Annotated in this window: 18 protein-coding genes; 7 read left to right on the top strand and 11 right to left on the bottom strand. The window is 70.9% G+C overall.

Translation table 11 applies throughout. From position 1 onward, the window contains the following. Positions 1 to 10 precede the first annotated feature (10 nt). Complete coding sequence (locus tag ACIP6U_RS24405; RefSeq protein ID WP_388114620.1) at positions 11 to 439, top strand: hypothetical protein; 429 nt, start codon at positions 11 to 13, stop codon at positions 437 to 439. A 64-nt stretch (positions 440 to 503) separates the two neighbouring features. Continuing rightward, a complete protein-coding gene (locus ACIP6U_RS24400) occupies positions 504 to 1,466 on the top strand; it encodes a hypothetical protein (RefSeq protein WP_401721438.1) in 963 nt (320 codons plus the stop codon). Between the two features lie 265 nt (positions 1,467 to 1,731). Here ACIP6U_RS24400 and rbsD read toward each other — a convergent pair whose 3' ends face one another. The 6 genes from rbsD to ACIP6U_RS24370 all read right to left on the bottom strand — a co-directional run bounded on the left by rbsD (position 1,732) and on the right by ACIP6U_RS24370 (position 8,280). Next, complete coding sequence (gene rbsD / locus ACIP6U_RS24395; protein WP_401721435.1) at positions 1,732 to 2,121, bottom strand: D-ribose pyranase; 390 nt, start codon at positions 2,119 to 2,121, stop codon at positions 1,732 to 1,734. After that, positions 2,118 to 3,020: a ribokinase gene (locus ACIP6U_RS24390; RefSeq protein WP_401721433.1), complete on the bottom strand. Its 903-nt coding sequence runs from the start codon at positions 3,018 to 3,020 to the stop codon at positions 2,118 to 2,120. Before ACIP6U_RS24390 ends, rbsD begins: the two co-directional genes overlap by 4 nt. Before the next feature lie 75 nt (positions 3,021 to 3,095). Further along, the gene (locus ACIP6U_RS24385; RefSeq protein ID WP_401721430.1) at positions 3,096 to 5,042 is read right to left on the bottom strand and encodes a substrate-binding domain-containing protein; all 1,947 of its coding nucleotides are present in this window, start codon (positions 5,040 to 5,042) and stop codon (positions 3,096 to 3,098) included. Then, positions 5,032 to 6,582 (bottom strand): sugar ABC transporter ATP-binding protein, encoded by a 1,551-nt coding sequence (locus ACIP6U_RS24380; RefSeq protein WP_401721427.1) that lies wholly within the window; start codon positions 6,580 to 6,582, stop codon positions 5,032 to 5,034. Before ACIP6U_RS24380 ends, ACIP6U_RS24385 begins: the two co-directional genes overlap by 11 nt. Next, a complete protein-coding gene (locus tag ACIP6U_RS24375) occupies positions 6,579 to 7,616 on the bottom strand; it encodes a LacI family DNA-binding transcriptional regulator (protein ID WP_401721425.1) in 1,038 nt (345 codons plus the stop codon). The genes ACIP6U_RS24380 and ACIP6U_RS24375 overlap by 4 nt, the downstream gene beginning before the upstream one ends. A gap of 142 nt (positions 7,617 to 7,758) precedes the next feature. Next, on the bottom strand, positions 7,759 to 8,280 hold the full coding sequence (locus ACIP6U_RS24370) for a GNAT family N-acetyltransferase (protein ID WP_401721423.1): 522 nt from the start codon (positions 8,278 to 8,280) through the stop codon (positions 7,759 to 7,761). 99 nt (positions 8,281 to 8,379) lie between these two features. Here ACIP6U_RS24370 and ACIP6U_RS24365 point away from each other — a divergent pair, with 99 nt between their 5' ends. The 3 genes from ACIP6U_RS24365 to ACIP6U_RS24355 all read left to right on the top strand — a co-directional run bounded on the left by ACIP6U_RS24365 (position 8,380) and on the right by ACIP6U_RS24355 (position 12,554). Next, on the top strand, positions 8,380 to 8,724 hold the full coding sequence (locus ACIP6U_RS24365) for a hypothetical protein (RefSeq protein WP_401721420.1): 345 nt from the start codon (positions 8,380 to 8,382) through the stop codon (positions 8,722 to 8,724). Positions 8,725 to 8,802: 78 nt separating this feature from the next. Beyond that, complete coding sequence (locus ACIP6U_RS24360) at positions 8,803 to 11,085, top strand: ATP-dependent RecD-like DNA helicase (protein WP_401721418.1); 2,283 nt, start codon at positions 8,803 to 8,805, stop codon at positions 11,083 to 11,085. A gap of 179 nt (positions 11,086 to 11,264) precedes the next feature. Then, positions 11,265 to 12,554: a citrate synthase gene (locus ACIP6U_RS24355; protein WP_401721415.1), complete on the top strand. Its 1,290-nt coding sequence runs from the start codon at positions 11,265 to 11,267 to the stop codon at positions 12,552 to 12,554. Between the two features lie 647 nt (positions 12,555 to 13,201). On the opposite strand, the gene ACIP6U_RS24350 is transcribed toward ACIP6U_RS24355, so the two are convergent. The 4 genes from ACIP6U_RS24350 to ACIP6U_RS24335 all read right to left on the bottom strand — a co-directional run bounded on the left by ACIP6U_RS24350 (position 13,202) and on the right by ACIP6U_RS24335 (position 17,721). Beyond that, positions 13,202 to 15,457 carry a heavy metal translocating P-type ATPase gene (locus ACIP6U_RS24350; RefSeq protein ID WP_401721413.1) on the bottom strand — a complete coding sequence of 752 codons (2,256 nt, stop codon included), beginning with the start codon at positions 15,455 to 15,457 and terminating at the stop codon, positions 13,202 to 13,204. Between the two features lie 96 nt (positions 15,458 to 15,553). After that, positions 15,554 to 15,793, bottom strand: a complete 240-nt coding sequence (locus tag ACIP6U_RS24345) for a heavy-metal-associated domain-containing protein (protein WP_401721410.1) — start codon at positions 15,791 to 15,793, stop codon at positions 15,554 to 15,556. 71 nt (positions 15,794 to 15,864) lie between these two features. After that, positions 15,865 to 16,818, bottom strand: a complete 954-nt coding sequence (locus ACIP6U_RS24340; RefSeq protein ID WP_401721408.1) for a PrsW family intramembrane metalloprotease — start codon at positions 16,816 to 16,818, stop codon at positions 15,865 to 15,867. Positions 16,819 to 17,055: 237 nt separating this feature from the next. Next, positions 17,056 to 17,721 carry a TetR/AcrR family transcriptional regulator gene (locus ACIP6U_RS24335; RefSeq protein WP_401721405.1) on the bottom strand — a complete coding sequence of 222 codons (666 nt, stop codon included), beginning with the start codon at positions 17,719 to 17,721 and terminating at the stop codon, positions 17,056 to 17,058. Positions 17,722 to 17,856: 135 nt separating this feature from the next. On the opposite strand from ACIP6U_RS24335, the gene ACIP6U_RS24330 reads away from it, so the two are divergent. Further along, positions 17,857 to 20,172: an MMPL family transporter gene (locus tag ACIP6U_RS24330; protein ID WP_401721402.1), complete on the top strand. Its 2,316-nt coding sequence runs from the start codon at positions 17,857 to 17,859 to the stop codon at positions 20,170 to 20,172. Then, entirely contained in the window at positions 20,141 to 21,193 is a 1,053-nt protein-coding gene (locus tag ACIP6U_RS24325) for a zinc-dependent alcohol dehydrogenase family protein (RefSeq protein WP_401721399.1), read from the top strand. The genes ACIP6U_RS24330 and ACIP6U_RS24325 overlap by 32 nt, the downstream gene beginning before the upstream one ends. On the opposite strand, the gene ACIP6U_RS24320 is transcribed toward ACIP6U_RS24325, so the two are convergent. Beyond that, positions 21,165 to 21,806, bottom strand: a complete 642-nt coding sequence (locus ACIP6U_RS24320) for a GNAT family N-acetyltransferase (protein ID WP_401721508.1) — start codon at positions 21,804 to 21,806, stop codon at positions 21,165 to 21,167. The genes ACIP6U_RS24325 and ACIP6U_RS24320 overlap by 29 nt on opposite strands. Positions 21,807 to 21,877 lie beyond the last annotated feature (71 nt).

Raw genomic sequence — 21,877 nt, 5'->3', positions numbered from 1 at the left:
GGAAACAAGCATGTCGAAGTGGAGCATGAACCGGGCCCTCGTCGCCGGCGCGCTCGTATTCGTATCCGCCGCGACCGGAGTCGCGCTCGCTCCGGTGGCGTCCGCCGCCCCGCAGGCGTGCGTGACCCAGTCGCTGACCACCGGGGACTACGAGAGCGTCGGCACGATCCGCTACAAGTCGGCCACCAGCAGCTGCAACGACCTCAACCTCACCTACTCGTACAACACCAACTCCCGCAACTACGACGACTACGCGGGCCGCCTGCGCCGCTCCGACGGCACCTGGTTCACCTGCGCCAAGCGGTACGTCGTCGGCTACGACGGCTACCACAGCGTCACCGACTCGACCTACGCGCTGTGCACCGCCGTCAGCGACAACACGCCCTTCACCGTGGCCAGCCTCTTCGATCCCGCCGACAACGTGGCGATCACCCACTGACCCCGACCCGTGTCTCCCGGAGCGCCGCCGACCGGCGGTGCTCCGGCCCGGCGGAAGGACGGACGTGACCCCGAAGACGCTCGCGCGCGCCACCCTGGCCGTCGCGGCAGCCCTGCTCACCGGCGCGTGCTCGACCGCGGCCGGCTCGACGACGGCCGGCGCGACCCGCGCCCCCGCCCCGGCGCCCGCACGGCTCACCTACGCCCTCCCCGCGGACCCCGCCCGCATGGTGCTGCCGACCACCGGCGCCGAGTCCCGCTGGACCCAGGGCCTCGACGCCTTCGGACAGCAGGTGGCGCGTTCCGTCGCCGCCGACTGCGCACGCGAGCACGGTTTCGCCCTGCCCGAGCAGGTCCCGCCGGCCTTCATCTCGTACTCGAACCTGCCGGACCTGGCCTTCCTGGGCCGACACGGTTTCGGCCACGGGCCTGAGGTGCCGGGCCCGCGGTCGGCGGGGAGCCGGGGGGCGGCCGGGAGTCAGGGGCCGGCCGGGAGTCAGGGGCCAGTGGCGAGCCCCTCCGGGGCGGAGTCACCCGCGCCGCCGGCGAGCCCCGCTCCCACCGGGGCCGGCAGCGCCGCCCAGATCCGTGCCTGCCGGGCGCGGGGCGCGGCGGCGGCCGAGAAGGTGCGGGGCGTGTATCTGCCGCTCCAGAAGCGGTGGTTCGGCGAACTCGCCGCCGACCGCGACGATCCCGCCGCCGTCGAGGCCCTCGCCGCCCTGCCCCGCTGCCTGGCGAAGCAGGGCTATACGGTCCGCGACGAGGACGCCTTCTTCTCCCTCGTCGACAGTCACCTCATGACCGCGGCCCCGGCCGACTTCGCCCGCGTCGACACCACGCTCGGCAGCGCCTACGCCACCTGCATGCACCCGGTCGAAGCCGTACGGGAACCCGCCCGCCGGGCTCTGCGCGCCCGCTTCCTCGCCGCCCACAGCCAGGAGATCCGCACCCTGCGAACCGCCCTCGTCCCGGCCCTCCGCCGCGCCGAGAGGGAGTACGGCATCCGGCTCGCTTTCCCCGCACCATGACCTCGTACCGTGGTCCCGCACCGCGATCCCGCCTCATGCCTGCGCACCGCGATCCCGCCTCATGCCTGCGCACCGCGATCCCGCCTCATGCCCGCGCACCGCGATCCCGCCTCATGCCCGCGCACCGCGATCCCGCCTCATGCCCGCGCACCGCGATCCCGCCCCATGCCCGCGCACCGCGATCCCGCCCCATGCCCCCGCACCGCGATCCCGCCCCACGGCCCCGCACCGCGATCCCGCCCACGCCCCCCGCAGGATCAGCGGCTCAGAAGAACACCCCGCACCTCAGCAGCACATTCGCGTACGGCCGTGCCTCGCCCGTGCGGACCACCAGCCGCGCCCCGGCCGACAGTTCCTTCAGCCGCTGGTGCGGGACCAGTTCCAGGTCGGGGAACTCGCGGGTCAGCAGCGAGGCCGTGGCCAGATTGGCCTTGCGGATCTCCTTCGCCGCCGTCGCGCCCTCGACCACCAGCTCGACCAGCAGGCCGTCCAGGACCTCCGCGAAGGACGGGGTGCCGGCCCGGAAGGCGAGGTCGACGACGCGCGGTCCTGCCGGGATCGGCATACCGGCGTCGCACACCAACACCTCGTCGCCGTGGCCCAGTTCGGCGAGGGCGCCGGAGAGATGACGGTTGAGGATGCCCGCCTTCTTCACAGCGCCTCGACCTCCTCGGCGGTCGGGAAGGACACCTGGGCGCCCTCCTTGGTGACGGCCGCCGCCCCGACCCGGGCCGCGTAGGCCGCCGCCTCGACGAGATCGGCGCCCGCCGCGAGCCGGAAGGCCAGCGCGCCCGTGAACGCGTCACCGGCGCCCGTGGTGTCCACGGCATCCACCTTCACGGACGGGATCCGCTCGACGCCCGCCGAGGACGCCACCAGCGCGCCCTCCGCGCCCAGCGTCACCACCACCGAGCGCGGCCCCTTGGCGAGCAGCAGCTTGGCCCAGTCCTCCGGCCGGTCGCTCACGCATGCCTCGCCCAGGACCACCCTCGCCTCGTGCTCGTTGACGATCAGCGGGTCGCAGGCCGCCAGCACCTTGGCGGAAAGCGGCCTGGGCGGGGAGGGGTTGAGGACGAAGCGGCTGTCCGGCGCCAGGCTCCGGACCACCTCCTCGACCGTCTCCGGCGGGATCTCCAGCTGGACCGAGACCACCCGGGAGGCCTGGAAGAGGCATTCCGCCGCATGGATGTCCTGCGGCTTCAACCGGCCGTTCGCGCCCGGCGACACCACGATGCTGTTGTCACCCGAGGGGTCCACGGTGATCAGCGCGACCCCCGTCGGCGCCTCGCCGACCAGCACGCCCACCGTGTCGACCCCGGCCGCCCGCTGCGAGTCGAGCAGCAGTCTGCCGTACGCGTCGTCGCCGACCCGGGCCAACAGCGCGGTACGGGCCCCGAGCCGGGCGGCCGCGACCGCCTGGTTGGCGCCCTTGCCGCCCGGGTGCACGGCGAGGTCGCCACCGAGCACCGTCTCGCCCGCGTCCGGGCGCCGTTCGACGGCGATCACCAGGTCGGCGTTGGCCGAGCCCACGACCAGAAGGTCGTAGTCGTACATGAAGGACTCCCCTGAGAGATGACGAGAGACGCACCCGCTGCCGGCCGGTGGTGAAGCCGGCCGCGTTCTCCTGTGTCAGCCGGTGAAGCCGGCCACGTTCTCCTTCGTGACCACCTTCACCGGGACCTTGATCGTCTGCTGGACCTTCTTGCCCTGGATGGCCTTGAGGGCGTTCTCCACGGCGATCTTGCCGAGCTGGGTGGGCTGCTGGGCCACGGACGCGTACAGCGAGCCGCCCTTGACCGCGGTCAGGCCGTCCGGGGTGCCGTCGAAACCGACCACCGAGACCGACTTGCCGGCCTTGGATCCCAGCGCCTTGATCGCGCCGAGCGCCATCTCGTCGTTGGCGGCGATGACACCCTGGACGTCGGGGTGGGCCTGGAGCAGGTTCGACATCACGTCGAGGCCCTTGGTGCGGTCGAAGTCGGCGGGCTGCTGTGCCACGACCTGGATTCCAGGGTAGGCCTTGAGACCGTCGGAGAAGCCCTGAGCGCGCTCTCGGGCAGCCGAAGTGCCCGCTTGGCCCTGGAGGATGACGATCTTTCCGGAGCCGCCGAGCTTCTCGGCGATGGTCTTCGCGGCCAGTTCGCCGCCCGCGACGTTGTCGGAGGCCACCAGGGCGTCCACGGACGCCTTGTTGACGCCCCGGTCGACGGCGATGACCGGGATCTTCGCCTTGTCGGCGGCCTTCACGGAGTTGCTCGCCGCGTCCGAGTCCACCGGGTTGACGATGATCGCGCCGAGGCTCGAACTGGTGAAGTTCTGCAGCTGGTTGGCCTGCTGGGAGGCGTCGTTCTGCGCGTCCGTGACGGTCAGGTCCACACCGAGCTTCTTCGCCTCGGCCTGGGCGCCGGCCCGGATCTGCACGAAGAAGGGGTTGTTGAGGGTGGACAGCGACAGACCCATCTTCGGATTCGACGAGGACGAGTCGTTGTGGAGGAAGGAGGTCGCGCCCACGATCGCCACGGTGACGACCGCCGCGAGCGCGTACGTCCCGGCCTGCTTGCCCCTGTTGCCACCGGTGCCGGCCGCCACCGGGGTCGCCCCGGCCTTGCGGCGCAGCGTGTCGAGCAGTACCGCCAGCGCGATCACGACGCCGATGACGACCTGCTGCCAGAAGGCGGACACGTTCAGGAGGTTGAGGCCGTTGCGCAGCACCGCCAGGATCAGCGCGCCGATCAGCGTGCCGGACGCCTTGCCGGTGCCGCCCGCCAGGGAGGCGCCGCCGATGACGACCGCGGCGATCGCGTCCAGCTCATAGCCGTCGGCGGCCTGCGGCTGCGCCGAGGACAGCCGGGACGCGAGCACGATGCCCGCGACAGCGGCGAAGACACCGGACAGCGCGTAGATGGCGAGCTTCTGCTTCTTCACCCGCAGGCCGGACAGCCGCGCGGCCTCCTCGTTGCCGCCGATCGCGTACATCGAGCGGCCGATGTACGTCCGCCCCAGCACGAACGCGGCGATCAGTCCCATCACGATCATGACCAGGACGGGCACCGGCAGCCAGCCGCCGAGCGTGTCGCCGAGGTGGGAGACCGAGTCCGGGAAGGGGATCGGCGAGCCGTCGGAGACGACCAGCGCGAGACCGCGCGCCACCGACAGCATCGCGAGCGTCGCGATGAACGGCGGCAGCTTCCCGTACGCGATCAGGAAGCCGTTGACCAGGCCCGCCGCGATGCCGGTCGCGACGGCCAGGATCACCGCGATGACGACCGGTACGCCGTGCTGGGTGGCGCTCCAGGCCAGCACGGTCGCGGAGAGGGCGGCGACCGAGCCGACCGAGAGGTCGATGCCGGCCGAGACGATGACGAAGGTGACGCCGAAGGCGAGGACGGCGGTCACGGCCGCCTGGACGCCGACGTTGAGGAGGTTGTCGGTGGTCAGGAAGTCCCCGGACAGCGCCGACAGGGCGATGACGAGGACGATGAGCGCGGTGAGCGCGCCGTTGTCGAGCAGGAGGCGGCGCAGCCCGCTCGTGGCGCCACCGGCGCCTGTGGTGCTCTTGAGCGTGTCAGTGGCCACGGTCGGCCTCCGCTTCGGTAGTGACGTGGGAGATGTTGCTGACGGCGAGGGACATCACCGCGTCCTGCGTGGCCTCGTCGGCGGTCAGTTCGCCCGCGATCCGGCCCTGGACCATCACCAGCACCCGGTCGCTCATGCCGAGCACCTCGGGCAGATCGCTGGAGATCATGAGGACGGCGGCGCCCTGAGCGGTGAGTTGGTTGATCAGCTGGTAGATCTCGACCTTCGCGCCCACGTCGATCCCGCGCGTGGGTTCGTCGAGGATGAGCACCTTGGTGTCGGCGAGCAGCCACTTGCCGATGACGACCTTCTGCTGGTTGCCGCCGGACAGGGTGCGCACCTGCTGGCCCAACCCGGCCATCCGCACGCCCAGTTGCCCGGCGATCCGCGCGGCGGCCGTGCGCTGGCCCCTGAGGTCGACGAGCCCCGCGTGCGTGGCGGCCCGCATGGTGACAAGACCGAGGTTCTCCTCGACGGTCTGGTCGAGAACGAGCCCCTGCCCCTTGCGGTCCTCGGGCACGAGCCCGATGCCCGCGGTCATCGCCGCGTTGACGTCGTGCCGGCGGACCGGGTCCCCGGAGACCTTCACGGCCCCCTTGTCGTACGGATCCGCCCCGAACACGGCCCGCACCACTTCCGTACGCCCCGCACCGACCAGCCCGGCGATGCCGACGACCTCGCCGGCCCGCACCTCGAAGCTGATGTCCTGGAAGACACCGTCCCGGGTCAGCCCCTCGACGGTGAGCAACGCGCCGCCCGCGTCGGGCCGTTCGCGCGGATACTGCTGCTCGATGGAGCGGCCCACCATGAGGCGTACGAGTTCGTCCTGGGCCGTGGTCGCGGGCACCTGGCCGACGGACCTGCCGTCGCGGATGACCGTGACCCGGTCGCCGAGCGCGGCGATCTCCTCCAGGTGATGGGTGATGAAGACGATCCCCACGCCGTCCTCGCGCAGCGAGCGCACGATGGCGAAGAGCTTCTCCACCTCCTCGGAGGTGAGCACCGCGGTCGGCTCGTCCATGATCAGCACGCGCGCGTTCAGGCTGAGCGCCTTGGCGATCTCGACCATCTGGAGCCGGGCGATGCCGAGTTCACGCACACGCGCGCGTGGGGACACATTCACCCCGACGCGCTTCAGCAGCACCTCGGCGTCGGCCTCCATCCGCTTCCGGTCGATCATTCCGAGGCGGCGCGGCTGCCGGCCCAGGAAGATGTTCTCGGCGACCGTCAGATCGGGGACGAGGTTGAACTCCTGGTAGATGGTGGCGACGCCCAGCCGCTCGGCGTCCTGCGCCCCGCGGATGTGCACCTCCTCGCCGTCCACCAGGACCCGGCCTCCGTCGGGGTGGTAGGCGCCCGACAGCATCTTGATCAGCGTGCTCTTGCCGGCGCCGTTCTCGCCGAGCAGCACGTGCACCTCGCCCCGGCGCAGGTCGAAGTCGACGCCGTCGAGCGCCACCACGCCGGGGAAGGTCTTCCGAATGCCCTCGATGCGCAGCAACTCGTCCTTGATGCGCGGCAACTCGTCCTCGTTGCTCACGACTGGCTCCTGTTCCTTGCGGGGGCCGGCTCCGCTGAAGCCGGCGGCTCGCCGCACGAGCGGCGTACGACGAGACGTGCGGGAAGGGTGACGGACCGCGGGGCCCGGCCCTCTATGGAGTCGACCAGCGCGCGTACGGCGGCCCGCCCCAACTCGCCCGTGGGCTGGGCGATCGCGGTGATCGGCGGATCGGTGTGCACGAACCAGGGGATGTCGTCGAACGCGGCGAGCGCGAGGTCCTCGGGGACCCGCAGCCCACGCGCGCGTACGGCGTCCAGCGCGCCGAGCGCCATCAGGTTGTCGGCCGCGAACACGACCTCGGGCGGCTCGGGCAGGTCGAGGAACCCCTCGGTGACCCGCCGCCCGCTCTCGGCCTGGAAGTCGCCCTGGCCGATGTAGGCGTCCGGCAGCGGGATCCCGTACTCGCCGAGGGCCTCCCGGAAGGCCTCGACGCGCTCGCTGCCGGTGGTCGTGGCCGCGGGGCCCGCGATGATCGCGAGCCGCCGGTGCCCGAGCGCGTGCAGATGCGCGACGAGATCCCGTATGGCGGTCCGCCCGTCCGCGCGGACGACGGGCACCTCGATCCCCGGGATCCACCGGTCGACGAAGACCACCGGCGTCCCCGCCCGGGCGGCGTCCACGATCAGCGGCGAACCGCCGTCGGTGGGGGAGACGAGCAGCCCGTCGATACGACGGTCCAGCAGCGTCCGTACGTGGTGGTCCTGCAACTCGGGCCGCTCGTCCGCGTTCCCGATGATCACGCTGTACCCGAGCGCCCTGGCCGCCTCCTCGACGGAGCGGGCCAGTTCGGTGAAGTACGGGTTCATCACGTCGCTGATGACCAGGCCGAGGGTGTGGGTCTGGTCGGTGCGCAGGGAACGGGCGACGGCGTTCGGGCGGTAGCCCAGCGCTTCGACGGCGGCCAGCACGCGCGTGCGTGCGTCGGCGCTGACCGACGGATGGTCGTTCAGGACCCGCGACACCGTGGCGACGGAGACCCCCGCCTCGGCGGCGACGTCCTTGATGCTCGCCATCGCCGTTCCACCTCCTCGTGGAATCGATTACATCGACGTGCACCAAGGATTGGAATCGATTACACGACGGTTCACAAGACCCTGAGACCGGATCGTGATGTTCCGGACGGCGGCGGAGGGACCCAGCCGGTGCCGGAGCGATTCAGTCGGCCGGACCGGCCGCCTCGGAGGGCTCCAGCGGGCGCCGGTACCGCACGCCGGGCTTCCCGGCCACGACCTCGTCCCCCACCAGCGTGAACCCGTTCCGTTCGAGGACCGTCCTGGACCCCGTGTTCCCGACCGCGGTGCTCGCGATCAGCTCGCCGAGCCCGTACGCCCCGGCGGCCAGCCGGCACACCTGCGCCACCGCCTCGGTCGCGACCCCCCGGCCCGCCCAGCGCTCGCCGATCCGGTAGCCGAGATCGGCGCTGCCCTCCTCGACGTCCACGAGATTGACGCGGCCGATCAGCTCACCCCGCTCGTCGACCACCACGTGGAAGTGGCAGACGCCGGCGTCCTGTTCGGCGAGCCGCGCGTCGAGGACGGTGGCGAACTCCAGGAAGAACGCGTCACCCCGATCCGAGATGTACCGCGCGAAGTAGGCGCGGTTGGCGCGCTCGAAGGCGAGCAGCGCGGGCGCGTGGTCGGCCCGCAGGCGCTCAAGTCGTACCCCGTCGGTGAACATGAACGCGAGCCTAGGGATGCGGCTTTGGGACCGCATCCCGATTGTCGGCCGGGCCCGCGACGCGGGCCTGATGCGCCGGGCGGGCCCTAGGGTGACGCGATGAGACTCCGAGGCGCGTTACTCGTGCTGTTCCTGTTGCCGCTGCTGTGGGGGGCCTTGTCGCTGTTGAGAGCCGGCGCGGCCCACGGCGTCCCCGACTGCCCAGGGCTCCATCTCGACGCGCACGGCGAGAGTTCCCCGGGACACATGCGCAGGGGCGACCGCTGCGCGCTCTCCTACGACACCGCCACCGGCCGCTCGACCGGCACGAGCACGTACGCCCAGCTGACGTTCGCCCAGGAGGTCGAACGCCGCAGCCTGCGGCGCGAGGGCGCGCTGCTCCTCCTGTACGGAGTGACGGGGACCGGCATCGCGTTCGCCGCGACCCGCAGGCGCGGGACCTAGGGCGTTCCGGACGGCTCCTGTCCGCTCCTCCTCGGCAACGCCCCGCCCGCTGTCACACCCGGCCGGTACCGTCGGATCATGTCCAATCAGCCGGGGAGTCCTGCACAGGCGGGCGAGCGCCGACTCGCCACCCTCGAAGGCGTCCTGGAGCGGATCACGTACGCCAACGAGGAGAACGGCTACACGGTCGCGCGCGTCGACACCGGCCGCGGCGCGGGCGATCTGCTCACCGTCGTCGGCGCGCTCCTGGGCGCCCAGGTCGGCGAGTCCCTGCGGATGGAGGGGCGTTGGGGCTCCCATCCGCAGTACGGCAAGCAGTTCACCGTCGAGAACTACACGACGCTCCTGCCGGCCACCGTCCAGGGCATCCGGCGCTACCTCGGCTCCGGTCTGGTCAAGGGCATCGGCCCGGTCTTCGCCGACCGCATCACGCAGCACTTCGGCCTGGACACCCTGACGATCATCGAGGAGGAGCCCAAGCGGCTCATCGAGGTGCCAGGGCTCGGCCCCAAGCGCACCAAGAAGATCGCCGACGCCTGGGAGGAGCAGAAGGCGATCAAGGAGGTCATGCTCTTCCTCCAGACCGTCGAGGTCTCCACGTCGATCGCCGTGCGCATCTACAAGAAGTACGGCGACGCCTCGATCTCCGTCGTGAAGAATCAGCCCTACCGGCTCGCCTCCGACGTCTGGGGCATCGGCTTCCTCACCGCCGACAAGATCGCCCAGTCCGTCGGCATCCCGCACGACAGCCCGGAGCGCGTCAAGGCGGGCCTTCAGTACGCGCTGTCCCAGGCGACCGACCAGGGCAACTGCTACCTCCCCGAGGAGCGCCTGATCGCCGACGCGGTCAAGCTCCTCCAGGTCGACACGGGCCTGGTCATCGAGTGCCTCGCCGAGCTGGCCCTCCCGGACGAGGACTCCGGCGAGCCCGGTGTCGTACGGGAGAAGGTCCCCGCGCCCGACGGCGGCGCGGACCCTGTCACCGCCGTCTACCTGGTGCCCTTCCACCGGGCCGAACTGTCCCTCGCCGCCCAGCTGTTGCGCCTCCTGCGCACCGACCAGGACCGGATGCCCGCCTTCCGGGACGTGGCCTGGGACAAGGCGCTGACCTGGCTGAAGGGGCGTACGGGCACGGATCTCGCGCCCGAGCAGGAGGCCGCCGTCAAGCTGGCGCTGACCGAGAAGGTCGCCGTGCTGACCGGCGGCCCGGGCTGCGGCAAGTCCTTCACCGTGCGCTCGATCGTGGAGCTGGCGCGGGCCAGGCGCGCCAAGGTCGTGCTCGCCGCGCCGACCGGCCGTGCCGCCAAGCGGCTGGCCGAGCTGACCGGCGCCGAGGCCTCCACCGTGCACCGCCTCCTCGAGCTGAAGCCCGGCGGTGACGCGGCCTACGACCGGGACCGCCCGCTGGACGCCGACCTGGTGGTGGTCGACGAGGCCTCGATGCTGGACCTGCTGCTCGCCAACAAGCTGGTCAAGGCGGTCCCGCCGGGCGCCCATCTGCTCTTCGTCGGGGACGTCGACCAGCTGCCCAGCGTCGGCGCCGGCGAGGTGCTGCGCGATCTGCTCGCCGACGGCGGCCCGATCCCCGCCGTGCGCCTCACCCGCGTGTTCCGCCAGGCCCAGCAGTCGGGCGTGGTGACCAACGCGCACCGGATCAACTCCGGGCAGCACCCGGTCACCGACGGCATGAAGGACTTCTTCCTCTTCGTCGAGGACGACACCGAGGAGGCCGGCCGGCTCACCGTGGACGTGGCGGCCCGTCGTATTCCGGCCAAGTTCGGGCTCGACCCGCGCCGGGACGTCCAGGTGCTCGCGCCGATGCACCGGGGACCGGCGGGGGCGGGCAACCTCAACGGACTGCTCCAGCAGGCGATCACCCCCGGCCGCCCCGAGCTGCCCGAGAAGCGGTTCGGCGGCCGGGTCTTCCGCGTCGGCGACAAGGTCACCCAGATCCGCAACAATTACGAGAAGGGCAAGAACGGTGTCTTCAACGGCACCGTGGGCGTTGTCACCTCGCTCGACCCGGTCGACCAGCGCCTCACGGTGCTGACCGACGAGGACGAGGAGGTTCCGTACGAGTTCGACGAGCTGGACGAACTGGCGCACGCGTACGCGGTGACCATCCACCGCTCGCAGGGCAGCGAGTATCCGGCCGTGGTCATCCCGGTCACCACGGGCGCGTGGATGATGCTCCAGCGGAACCTGCTCTACACGGCGGTCACCCGGGCCAAGAAGCTGGTGGTGCTGGTCGGTTCGCGCAAGGCGATCGGTCAGGCGGTACGCACGGTGTCGGCGGGCCGGCGCTGTACGGCACTCGATTTCCGGCTCATTTCAAAAAATGATCGATCAAATGAGTCATGAAGGTCACAGAGCACTTCCGGTCCGGGTATGAACCGGGCAGGATGAGAAAGTTGGCGGCACTCAGTGCCGCCGATAGGCCCGATGGTCGACCCCGAGTGCACTCACCTGAGCCAATTGGGGGATGGTAGAGACAGTCAGGGCAACCTCGAAGATGAGGCACTACGTCGGTGAGGGAAGACGTGAGCGACAACTCTGTAGTACTGCGGTACGGCGACGGCGAGTACACCTACCCGGTGATCAACAGCACCGTCGGCGACAAGGGCTTCGACATCGGGAAGCTCCGCGCCCAGACCGGTCTGGTGACGCTGGACAGCGGTTACGGGAACACCGCTGCCTATAAATCCGCCATCACCTACCTCGACGGCGAGGCGGGCATCCTCCGCTACCGCGGCTACCCGATCGAGCAGCTGGCGGAGCGTTCGACCTTCGTCGAGGTCGCCTACCTGCTGATCAACGGCGAGCTGCCGACGGTCGACGAGCTCTCCTCGTTCAAGAACGAGATCACGCAGCACACCCTGCTCCACGAGGACGTCAAGAACTTCTACAAGGGCTTCCCGCGCGACGCCCACCCGATGGCCATGCTGTCGTCGGTCGTCTCCGCGCTGTCCACCTTCTACCAGGACAGCCACAACCCCTTCGACGAGAAGCAGCGGAACCTCTCGACGATCCGGCTGCTCGCCAAGCTTCCGACGATCGCGGCCTACGCGTACAAGAAGTCGATCGGCCACCCGTTCGTCTACCCGCGCAACGACCTCGGCTACGTCGAGAACTTCCTGCGCATGACGTTCTCGGTGCCGGCCCAGGAGTACGACCTCGACCCGGTCGTCGTCGCCGCGCTCGACAAGCTGCTCATCCTGCACGCGGACCACGAGCAGAACTGTTCGACCTCCACGGTCCGTCTGGTCGGCTCCTCGCAGGCCAACATGTTCGCCTCCATCTCGGCCGGTATCAACGCGCTGTGGGGCCCGCTGCACGGCGGCGCCAACCAGTCCGTGCTGGAGATGCTGGAGGGCATCCAGGCCTCCGGCGGCGACGTCGACTCCTTCATCCGCAAGGTGAAGAACAAGGAGGACGGCGTCCGTCTGATGGGCTTCGGCCACCGGGTCTACAAGAACTTCGACCCGCGCGCCAAGATCATCAAGGCCGCCGCGCACGACGTCCTCTCGGCCCTCGGCAAGTCCGACGAGCTGCTGGACATCGCGCTCAAGCTGGAGGAGCACGCGCTCTCCGACGACTACTTCGTCTCGCGCAGCCTCTACCCGAACGTCGACTTCTACACCGGCCTGATCTACCGGGCCATGGGCTTCCCGACCGAGATGTTCACGGTCCTGTTCGCCCTCGGCCGGCTGCCGGGCTGGATCGCCCAGTGGCACGAGATGATCAAGGAGCCGGGCTCCCGCATCGGCCGCCCGCGCCAGATCTACACGGGCGTGGTGGAGCGGGACTTCGTCCCGGTCGAGGCTCGCTGACAGTTTCCGGTGTGGAGGGGGCGTCGCTCATCGGCGCCCCCTCACTCGTATCCCCGCCGGCGCGCTCACCGGCGTACAGGGACGGCAAAAAGCGGAAGGCGCCCTGCCGACGGTCCCCCCACGGGCCGGCGTACAGGGCGCCTTCCCATGTCCCGGTGCGGATTCCCCCCACGGGATCCGGCCGGGCGTCTGTGAAGAACAGCGCCTGAATCGCTGCGGTACTGCTTGAGCAAAACGCGTTCTGCTTGAGCAAAACGAGCAGAACTCGTCGTACTACTGGGTGTGCGATCTGCCGGGACAGCGCACGCTCGGGAGGGCCGCTCAAAGCTTCCCGATGTACGTGCCCCGGCAACGCATCTCTGAGGAAGTCCCCCAAGACATCCTCAGATGCCAGTCAACGCCCCCCAAGACGCTGTCTGACATCGTCAACTTAGACCTTCGAACCCCTTCGATGGTTACGTTCACATCACTGTGATCTGCGTCTCTTGCAAATGTCCGTTAGATGCGCAAGAGCCCCGATACTGCGACCGGGGCTCAAGCGTAAGGATGATGCGCGAGCCTTGTGAAGAGCTTATGTGAGGCTGGCCTCCGACTCTAGGGGGACTCTTACTTCGAATCGCCCTAACCGCCGGTAACCTTCCCGCAGTTCAGCGGAACGTCCGCAGGCGGAGGCTGTTGGTCACCACGAATACGGATGAAAAGGCCATAGCGGCCCCCGCGATCATCGGATTCAACAGACCGGCCGCGGCCAGGGGCAGTGCCGCCACGTTGTAGCCGAAGGCCCACACCAGATTGCCCTTGATGGTGGACAGCGTCCTCCTGGACAGCCGGATCGCGTCCGCGGCCACCCGCAGGTCACCCCGCACCAGGGTCAGATCGCTCGCCTCGATCGCCGCGTCCGTGCCCGTGCCCATCGCCAGGCCCAGATCGGCCGTCGCGAGCGCCGCCGCATCGTTGACTCCGTCACCGACCATGGCCACGGTCCGGCCCTCGCCCTGCAACCGCCGTACCGCGTCGACCTTGTCCTCGGGCAGCACCTCCGCGATCACCTGCTCGATGCCGACCTCCCGCGCCACCGCCTCGGCCACCGCCCGGTTGTCCCCGGTCAGCAGCACCGGCGTGAGCCCCAGCGCGCGCAGCTCGGCCACCGCCCGCGCACTGGTCTCCTTGACCGCGTCGGCGACGGCGAGGACACCGCGTGCCACCCCGTCCCAGCCGACCACCACGGCCGTACGACCGCCCCGCTCGGCCGCGTCCTTGGCGCGGGCCAGCTCCGGTGGCAGATCCCCGGCGTACTCGGCGAGCCGGCCCACGGCCACCGCACGGCCCGCCACCCGCCCGCGTACGCCCCGACCGGGCACGTTCGTGAACTCCTCGACCTCCGGGAGCTCCCCGGCCCGCTCGGCGGCGCCCACGGCGATCGCCCGGGCGACCGGGTGCTCGGAGGCGTGCTCGACGGCGCCCGCGAGCCGCAGCAGCTCGCTCTCGTCGGTGCCGTCGGCGACGTGGACCTCCTGAAGGGTCATGCGGCCGGTGGTGACCGTTCCGGTCTTGTCCAGGACGACGGTGTCGACACGACGGGTGGACTCCAGGACCTCCGGGCCCTTGATGAGGATGCCGAGCTGCGCGCCACGCCCCGTGCCGACCAGCAGCGCGGTCGGCGTGGCCAGGCCCAGCGCGCACGGGCAGGCGATGATCAGTACCGCCACGGCCGCGGTGTACGCGGCCACCGTGTCGCCGGTGACGCCGAGCCACACCCCGAAGGTGCCGAGCGCGATCACGATGACGGCGGGCACGAACACCGCCGAGATCCGGTCGGCCAGGCGCTGCACCTCCGCCTTGCCGTTCTGCGCGTCCTCCACCAACCGCGCCATCCGCGCGAGTTGGGTGTCGGCGCCGACCCGGGTGGCCTCGACGACCAGCCGCCCGCCGACGTTCACGGTCGCGCCGGTGACGGCCGAGCCGGCCTGTACGTCCACCGGCACCGACTCACCGGTCAGCAGGGCCGCGTCCACGGCGGACGCGCCCTCCACGACGGTGCCGTCGGTGGCGATCTTCTCCCCGGGGCGTACGACGAAGCGGTCGCCGACGGCCAGTTGAGCGACCGGGATCAGGACCTCGCGCCCGCCCCGCAGCACGGACACGTCCTTGGCGCCCAGCTCCATCAGCGCCCTGAGCGCAGCGCCCGCCCGCCGCTTGGAGCGGGCCTCCAGATAACGGCCCAGCAGGATGAACGCGACCACTCCCGCGGCCACTTCGAGGTAGATCGTCGAGGCGCCGTCCGCGCGGGAGACGGTGAGGCGGAACTCGTCGTGCATGCCGGTCATGCCCGCGTCGCCCCAGAACAGCGCCCACACCGACCAGCCGAACGCCGCCAGCGTGCCGACCGAGACGAGGGTGTCCATGGTGGCGGCGCCGTGCCGGGCGTTGGTGAACGCGGCCTTGTGGAAGGGCAGTCCGCCCCAGACGACCACGGGCGCGGCGAGGGTGAGCGCGAGCCACTGCCAGTTGTCGAACTGCAGGGCCGGGATCATCGACAGCAGGATCACGGGGACGGCGAGCAGGGCGGAGACGGTGAACCGCTCGCGGTGGGCGGCGAGTTCGGGATCCTCGTCGGCCGTCTCCCCGGGTGTCGAGGCGGGCGGCTGCGGCGGAGGCGGTTCTTCGGCCGAGTACCCGGTCCTCACCACGGTCGCGATCAGGTCGGCGACCTGGATTCCCGCCGGGTAGCTGACCTTCGCCTTCTCTGTCGCGTAGTTCACCGTGGCGGTCACGCCGTCCATGCGGTTGAGCTTCTTCTCGACGCGGGCCGCGCAGGAGGCGCAGGTCATCCCGCCGATGAGCAGCTCGACCTCGGCCGCTTCAGAGGCGGCTACGGGTGTCTCTGCGGTGGTACTGGTCATGTCCGGACTCCAGACATCGGACCAGGCCGTGCGGAGCCAGTATCAGCTGGTCGGCACGGCCCGGTCGGAGAGCAGAACTGTGGTGCCGACGCCGCTTCAGATCTGGCCGGCGAGCTCGAAGCCGGCCTCGTCGACCGCCGCGCGCACGGCCGCCTCGTCGAGCGGGCGCTCGGAGACGACGGTGACCTCACCGGTCGAGGCGACGGCCTTCACCGAGGTCACGCCGGGGAGTTCGGAGATCTCGCCGGAGACGGAGCCCTCGCAGTGTCCGCAGCTCATCCCGGTCACCTGGTAGACGGTGGTGACGGTTCCCGGGGTGTCGGTGTGGGCGGTCATGTCGTTCTCCTCATCGAGGCGTGTGGGGTCGAGGAGGCCCGTGGGGGCCCATCGACCCTCACACTATACCCCTAGGGGGTATTTCTCCAAGAGGGATCACGGCGGGCCAGCGACCGCGCCCAGGAGATGGCGAGCAGCGACACCAGCACCATCCCGCCCACCGAGAACAACGTGAAAAGGTGCTCCTGCTGCTCGGTCGGCCGCGGAATGTACCCCTGGGCGAAGAGCTGCTTCTCCACTCCGGTGCCCGCGAGCCGGGCCACCAGCCAGATCGCGATGCCGTGCGTCGAGTCCCACAGGGCGTGCAGCAGGGAGACACCGAGGTACGCGCCGAACACCGGGCCGATGAACTGGAAGCGCCCGTTCGGGCGACGGTAGGAGAGCAGGACACCGCCCGCGATCGCCGTCCACAGACCGTGCCCGAAGGGCGCGAGCACCCCGCGCAGGATCTCGGTCTCCAGCAGGGCGCGCAGATCGATGCCCTGGGTGGAGACGGCCGCGTTGAAGGCGTACCCGGCGCTCTCCAGGGCCGCGAAGCCGAAGCCGACGGTCGCGCCGAGCACGAGCCCCGACCGCATCCCGCGGATCCGCACCTGCCGGCGCAGCACGAACATCAGCGCGCCCAGCTTCATCGCCTCCTCGATCAGCCCGACGCCGACGAACATCCAGAACGAGGGGTGCAGCAGGTAGTACTCCATCACCGAGGCGCCCAGCACGCCGAGCGTGCCGCCGGTCAGGAAGCAGCCGAGGATCACGCTGACGCCCAGGTCGCGGCCGTGCCGCTCGTACGCCCACAGCACGAAGGTGACCGGCACCAGGAAGCTGCCGAGCAGGATCAGGGTCGGCAGCAGCGTCGTGTTCCTCGTCGCGTACGTGACCAGCGCGGTCAGCATCCACAGCGCGAGCCCGCCGCCCAGGCACCGCTTCCACAGTCCCGTCCGGATCTGCGGGTACGTCGGCGGCGGTTGCTGCGGTCCGGGGATGCGGGCCCGGGAGGCGTCGGGCGGCGGCGTCGAGTGGGTCACGGCGGGTCCCCTCTGGCGATGGGCTCGGCACAGGTCGGCGGCGTACGGGCGTTTTGTCCGCACTTTAGGTAGCCGCGCGCTGTGCCGCAGTCCGGGAATCCGCCCCTGAACATGTCCGGCGGGGTGTCCGCACCGCCGCGGGCGTACGGGATCGGCCGGGGCTGCCGGTCGCGCTCGACCTCTTCGGGAGATCCCGCCGGTCGTCGCGTCCGGTCCGGACGCGCTGGGCTGGGCGGGCTACGAGCGGGCCGTCGCCGTCCTGTCGGAGGGGCGGCCGAGACGGTCGCCGACCAGGGGTTCCAGGTAGCGGGTCAGCACGTTCTTGATCTCCTGGATGTAGGCGTCCCGCTCGGCGCCCGTGTGCGAGAGGACCAGTTCGAGACCCGCCTTGTACGTGCCGAGGCAGACCTGCGCGGTGCGGGTGACGTCGGCGGCGGGCGCCTCGGGCAGGAGGCTCGCGATCAGGGCCTCCACCCGGCCCAGCAGCGCGGCGTGCAGCGCTTCGTGCTCCACGTCGAGCGTGCCCGGGACGTCCGGGCCGTGCAGGAGCGAGAAGAACACGGGGTGATCGCAGTTGAAGGCGATGAACCGGTCGACGGCGCCGCCCACGATCTCCTCCAGCGTGTCCTCGGGATCGACCGGGGCGAGCGCCTCGCCGTACATCTCCCGCATCTCGTGCATGAGCCGCCGGCTCAGCTCGATCGCGATCGCTTCCTTGTTCGGGAAGAACTGGTAGAGCGTGCCCGGGGAGACGCCGGCCTCACGGGCGATGGCGTTGGTGCTGGCGGCCGTGTAGCCGGTGGTGGAGAAGACGGTGGTGGCGGCTTCGAGGAGCTGGGCGATACGGCGCTCACCGCGGGCCTGGCGACGGCGCGGCTGATCGGTCGGCGAGGTGTCGGGCATGCGTTGTCCCCAAGTCTCCGAACGCCATTGACAAACACGAGCGGTCGCTCGCATTCTGGAGAAACGCGAGCGATCTCTCGTGTTTGCCAGTCTATGGCTTCCACGGGTTTTCCACGGTGAAGGGGACACCGCACGATGACCGAAGTCAACAAGCCGCCGAACGAGCCGCCGAGGCTCGGTGGCTGGACCCGCTTCGTTACCGCCCGGCCACGGCTGTCGCTGCTGGTGGCCCTGGTGATCACCGCCCTCGCCGTGGTGGCGGGCAGCGGGGTCGCCGACCGCCTGGGCAGCGGCGGCTGGGAGGACCCGGACGCCCAGTCCACGTACGCGACCAAGGCCCTGGAGCGCGAGTTCCCGGACTCCCAGCCCAACTTCCTGCTCCTGCTCGACTCGGGCAGCGCCTCCGTCGACGCCCCCGCGGTCGCCGCCGAGGCCAGGAGCCTCACCGCCCGCCTCGCCGCCGAGCCGGGCGTGACCGGCGTCGGCTCCTACTGGCAGGCCGATGCCGCGACGGCGCCTTCCCTGCGCGCGAAGGACGGCCACGAGGCGCTGATCGCCGCCCGCATCACCGGCGACGAGGGCACGATGAGCGACACCCTCGACCGCATGGCGCCCCACTTCAGGGGGACGCACGGCCCGGTGGAAGTGAAGGTCGGCGGCATCGTCGCGGTCCGGCACGAGATGCAGACGATCATCAAGGAGGACCTGGCCCGCGCCGAGCTGATCGCCCTGCCGGTGACGCTCGTCCTGCTGGTGATGGTCTTCGGCAGCGCCGTCGCCGCCCTGCTCCCGCTCGGCATCGGCATCGTCGCGATCCTCGGTACGAACGCGGTACTGCGCGGACTCACCGAGCTCACCGACGTGTCCGTCTTCGCGATCAACCTCACCACGGCCCTGGGCCTCGGCCTCGCGGTCGACTACGCGCTCTTCATCGTCCGCCGCTTCAGAGAGGAACTGTCCGGCGGCGCCGAGCCGTTGCAGGCCGTCGGCACCACCCTGCGCACGGCCGGCCGGACGGTCCTCTTCTCGGCCCTCACGGTCGCGGTCTCCCTGGCGGCGATGCTGGTCTTCCCGCAGTACTTCCTGCGCTCCTTCGCCTACGCCGGCATCGCGGTGGTCCTGCTGGCGGCGGCGGCCGCCCTGATCCTGCTCCCGGCGGCCCTGATCCTGCTGGGCCACCGGGTCGACGCCCTGGATCTGCGCCGCCTGTTCCGCCGGCGCCGGTCCGGGCCCGCTGCCACCGAGGCCGCCTCAGCCTCCGCTCCGGCCGGCTCCGGCGAGAAGGGCAGGGCCTGGGCGCGTCTGGCGACCCTCGTCATGCGCCGGGCCCCCTTCTTCGCCCTGGCCACGACGGCCGTGCTGGTCCTGCTCGGACTGCCGTTCCTGAGCGTCAAGTTCGGCACGGCGGACGACCGCCAGCTGCCCTCGACCTCCGAGTCGCACGTCGTCCAGCAGCACATCCGGGACGGCTTCCCGGGCAGCCCCGGCGGCGGCCTCGAAGTCCTCGCAGAGGGCAGGGCGACCCCGGCGCAGTACACCGCCTACAAGGACCGGTTGGCCGCGCTGCCCGAGGTGGTGCGCGTCGACGGCCCGCTGGTGAAGGGCGACTCCGCGTACTTCACCGTGACGCCGAAGGGCGAGGCCGTCGGCGACGACGCGCAGCGCCTGGTCGGCGACCTGCGCGCCACGGACGCCCCCTTCGACACCAAGGTGACCGGCACCGCGGCCGTGCTCGTCGACTCCAAGCACGCGATAGCGGAGCGCCTGCCCTGGGCGGCCGGCTTCATCGCGGTGGTCACCCTGTTCCTGGTCTTCCTGCTCACCGGCAGCGTGCTGATACCGATCCAGGCGGTGGTGCTCAACGCCCTCAGTCTGTCGGCCATGTTCGGCGCGGTGGTCTGGGTCTTCCAGGACGGCCACCTCTCCGGCCTGCTCGGCTTCACCAGCACCGGCTCCATCGAGACGACCCTGCCGGTCCTGATGTTCTGCGTGGCCTTCGGCCTCTCCATGGACTACGGCGTCTTCCTGCTCTCCCGCATCAAGGAGGAGTACGACAGAACGGGCGACCACAACGAGGCGGTACGGCACGGACTCCAGCGCACGGGCGGCCTGATCACGGCGGCGGCGGTCATCCTGGCGGTCGTCATGGTCGCCATCGGCACCTCCCGAGTGACCAACACCAAGATGCTGGGCCTGGGCATCGCCCTCGCCGTCCTGATGGACGCGATGATCGTGCGAGGCCTGCTGGTACCGGCGGTGATGAGACTGACGGGGAAGGCGACCTGGTGGGCGCCGGGCCCGTTGCGGCGCTTCCATGAACGGTTCGGCCTGAGCGAAGGTGAGGGTCAGAGGCTCAGGGGCGCGGGGAACGCGACCAGCCACGACGAGCCCGCAGACCGCGACGGCGATGGGAGTCCACATGAGAGCGGTGGTATTCGAGCACTACGGTGAACCCGCCGAAGTACGCGACGTACCAGCCCCCCGCCCCGCAGACCACGGAGTGGTCGTCCGGGTAGAAGCCACCGGCCTCTGCCGAAGCGACTGGCACGGCTGGCAGGGCCACGACCCGGACATCACCCTGCCCCACGTGCCGGGCCACGAACTCGCCGGCGTGATCGAGGAGACCGGCGCCGGGGTGCACGACTGGCACCCCGGCGACCGGGTCACCGTCCCCTTCGTGTGCGCCTGCGGAAGCTGCGCGGCATGCATGGCCGGCGACCAGCAGGTCTGCGAACGGCAGACCCAACCCGGCTTCACGCACTGGGGTTCGTTCGCCGAGTACGTGGCCCTTGACCACGCCGACGTGAACCTGGTCGCCGTACCCGACGAGTTGTCGTCCGCCACCGCGGCAGCGCTCGGCTGCCGGTTCGCCACGGCTTTCCGGGCGGTGGTGCAGCAGGGCAGGGTCGCGGCGGGGGAGTGGGTCGCCGTGCACGGGTGCGGGGGCGTGGGCCTGTCCGCGGTGATGATCGCGGCGGCCGCGGGGGCGCGGGTCGTGGCCGTGGACGTGTCGCCGGGGGCGTTGGACCTGGCGCGGAAGTTCGGCGCGGCGGAGTCCGTGGACGCCGGGCGCACCGCCGATCCGGCCGCCGCGATCCGTGAACTGACCGGCGGGGGAGCCCACCTGTCCCTCGACGCCCTGGGCTCACCGATCACCTGCGCCGCCTCGGTGAACGGTCTGCGGCGGCGCGGCCGGCACATCCAGGTCGGCCTGCTCCCGTCGGCCGACGGCACGACCCCCGTCCCCATGGCCCGCGCGATCGCCCTGGAGCTGGAACTCCTCGGCAGCCACGGCATGGCCGCGCACACCTACCCGCCGATGCTGGAGCTGGTCCGCGCCGGTGCCCTGCGCCCCGACCTCCTGGTGACGTCGACGATCACGCTGGACGCCACTCCGGACGCGTTGGCCGCGATGGGGACGGCGCCGGGAGCGGGCGTGACGGTCATCGAGCCGTGGAGCCGCGGGCGTTGAGGCCGTCGAGACCGCTGCCGGGGTGGTCGTCGAGGCCATTGGTGGAGCTGCTCTCGACGCGATGGCGCGCGGTCCACTCCCGGTCGAGGAGGCCCATGAGGATCGCGTCGACCCACTCGCCGTCCCGCAGCGAGGCCTCCCGACGCACACCCTCGACGACGAAGCCGACCTTCTCGTAGACGCGCAGGGCCCGGTGGTTGGTGCCGTAGACCTCCAACTCGATGCGGTGCAGGCCCAGTTGTTCGAAGCCGTGGCCGACGATGAGCCGGGTGGCCTCGGTGCCGATGCCCCGGCCGCGCCCCCGGGGTCCGATCAGCGTACGGAACGTACAACTGCGCGCCGCCGGATCCCACTCGTACAGGACGACCTCGCCGAGGAGTTCGCCGGTGGCGGGGTCGGTGACGGCGAGATCCAGCCGGTCGGGGGCGTCGGCCCGGGAGCCGTACCAGGAGCGCAGGCGTTCCGGGGTGAGGTCGGTGGAGGGCTCGAAGGTGAACCGGACGACCTCGGGGTCCTGGACGATCTCCCAGATGCCGTCAGCGTCGGCCGCGGTGAAGGGCCGCAGCACGGTCCTTTCGCCGGTCAGCACGGGTTTGACGGAGAAGTCGGTCACGGGGAAGTCGGTCACGGGGACGACTGTGCCCCACCGACCAGGTGGGGCACAGCTCATTTTCCCGGCCGTCT

This window comes from Streptomyces sp. NPDC088794 (assembly GCF_044750545.1).
Classification (GTDB): domain Bacteria; phylum Actinomycetota; class Actinomycetes; order Streptomycetales; family Streptomycetaceae; genus Streptomyces.
Note: the sequence above shows the minus strand (reverse complement) of the source record. Positions and strands in the feature narration are given on the sequence as shown.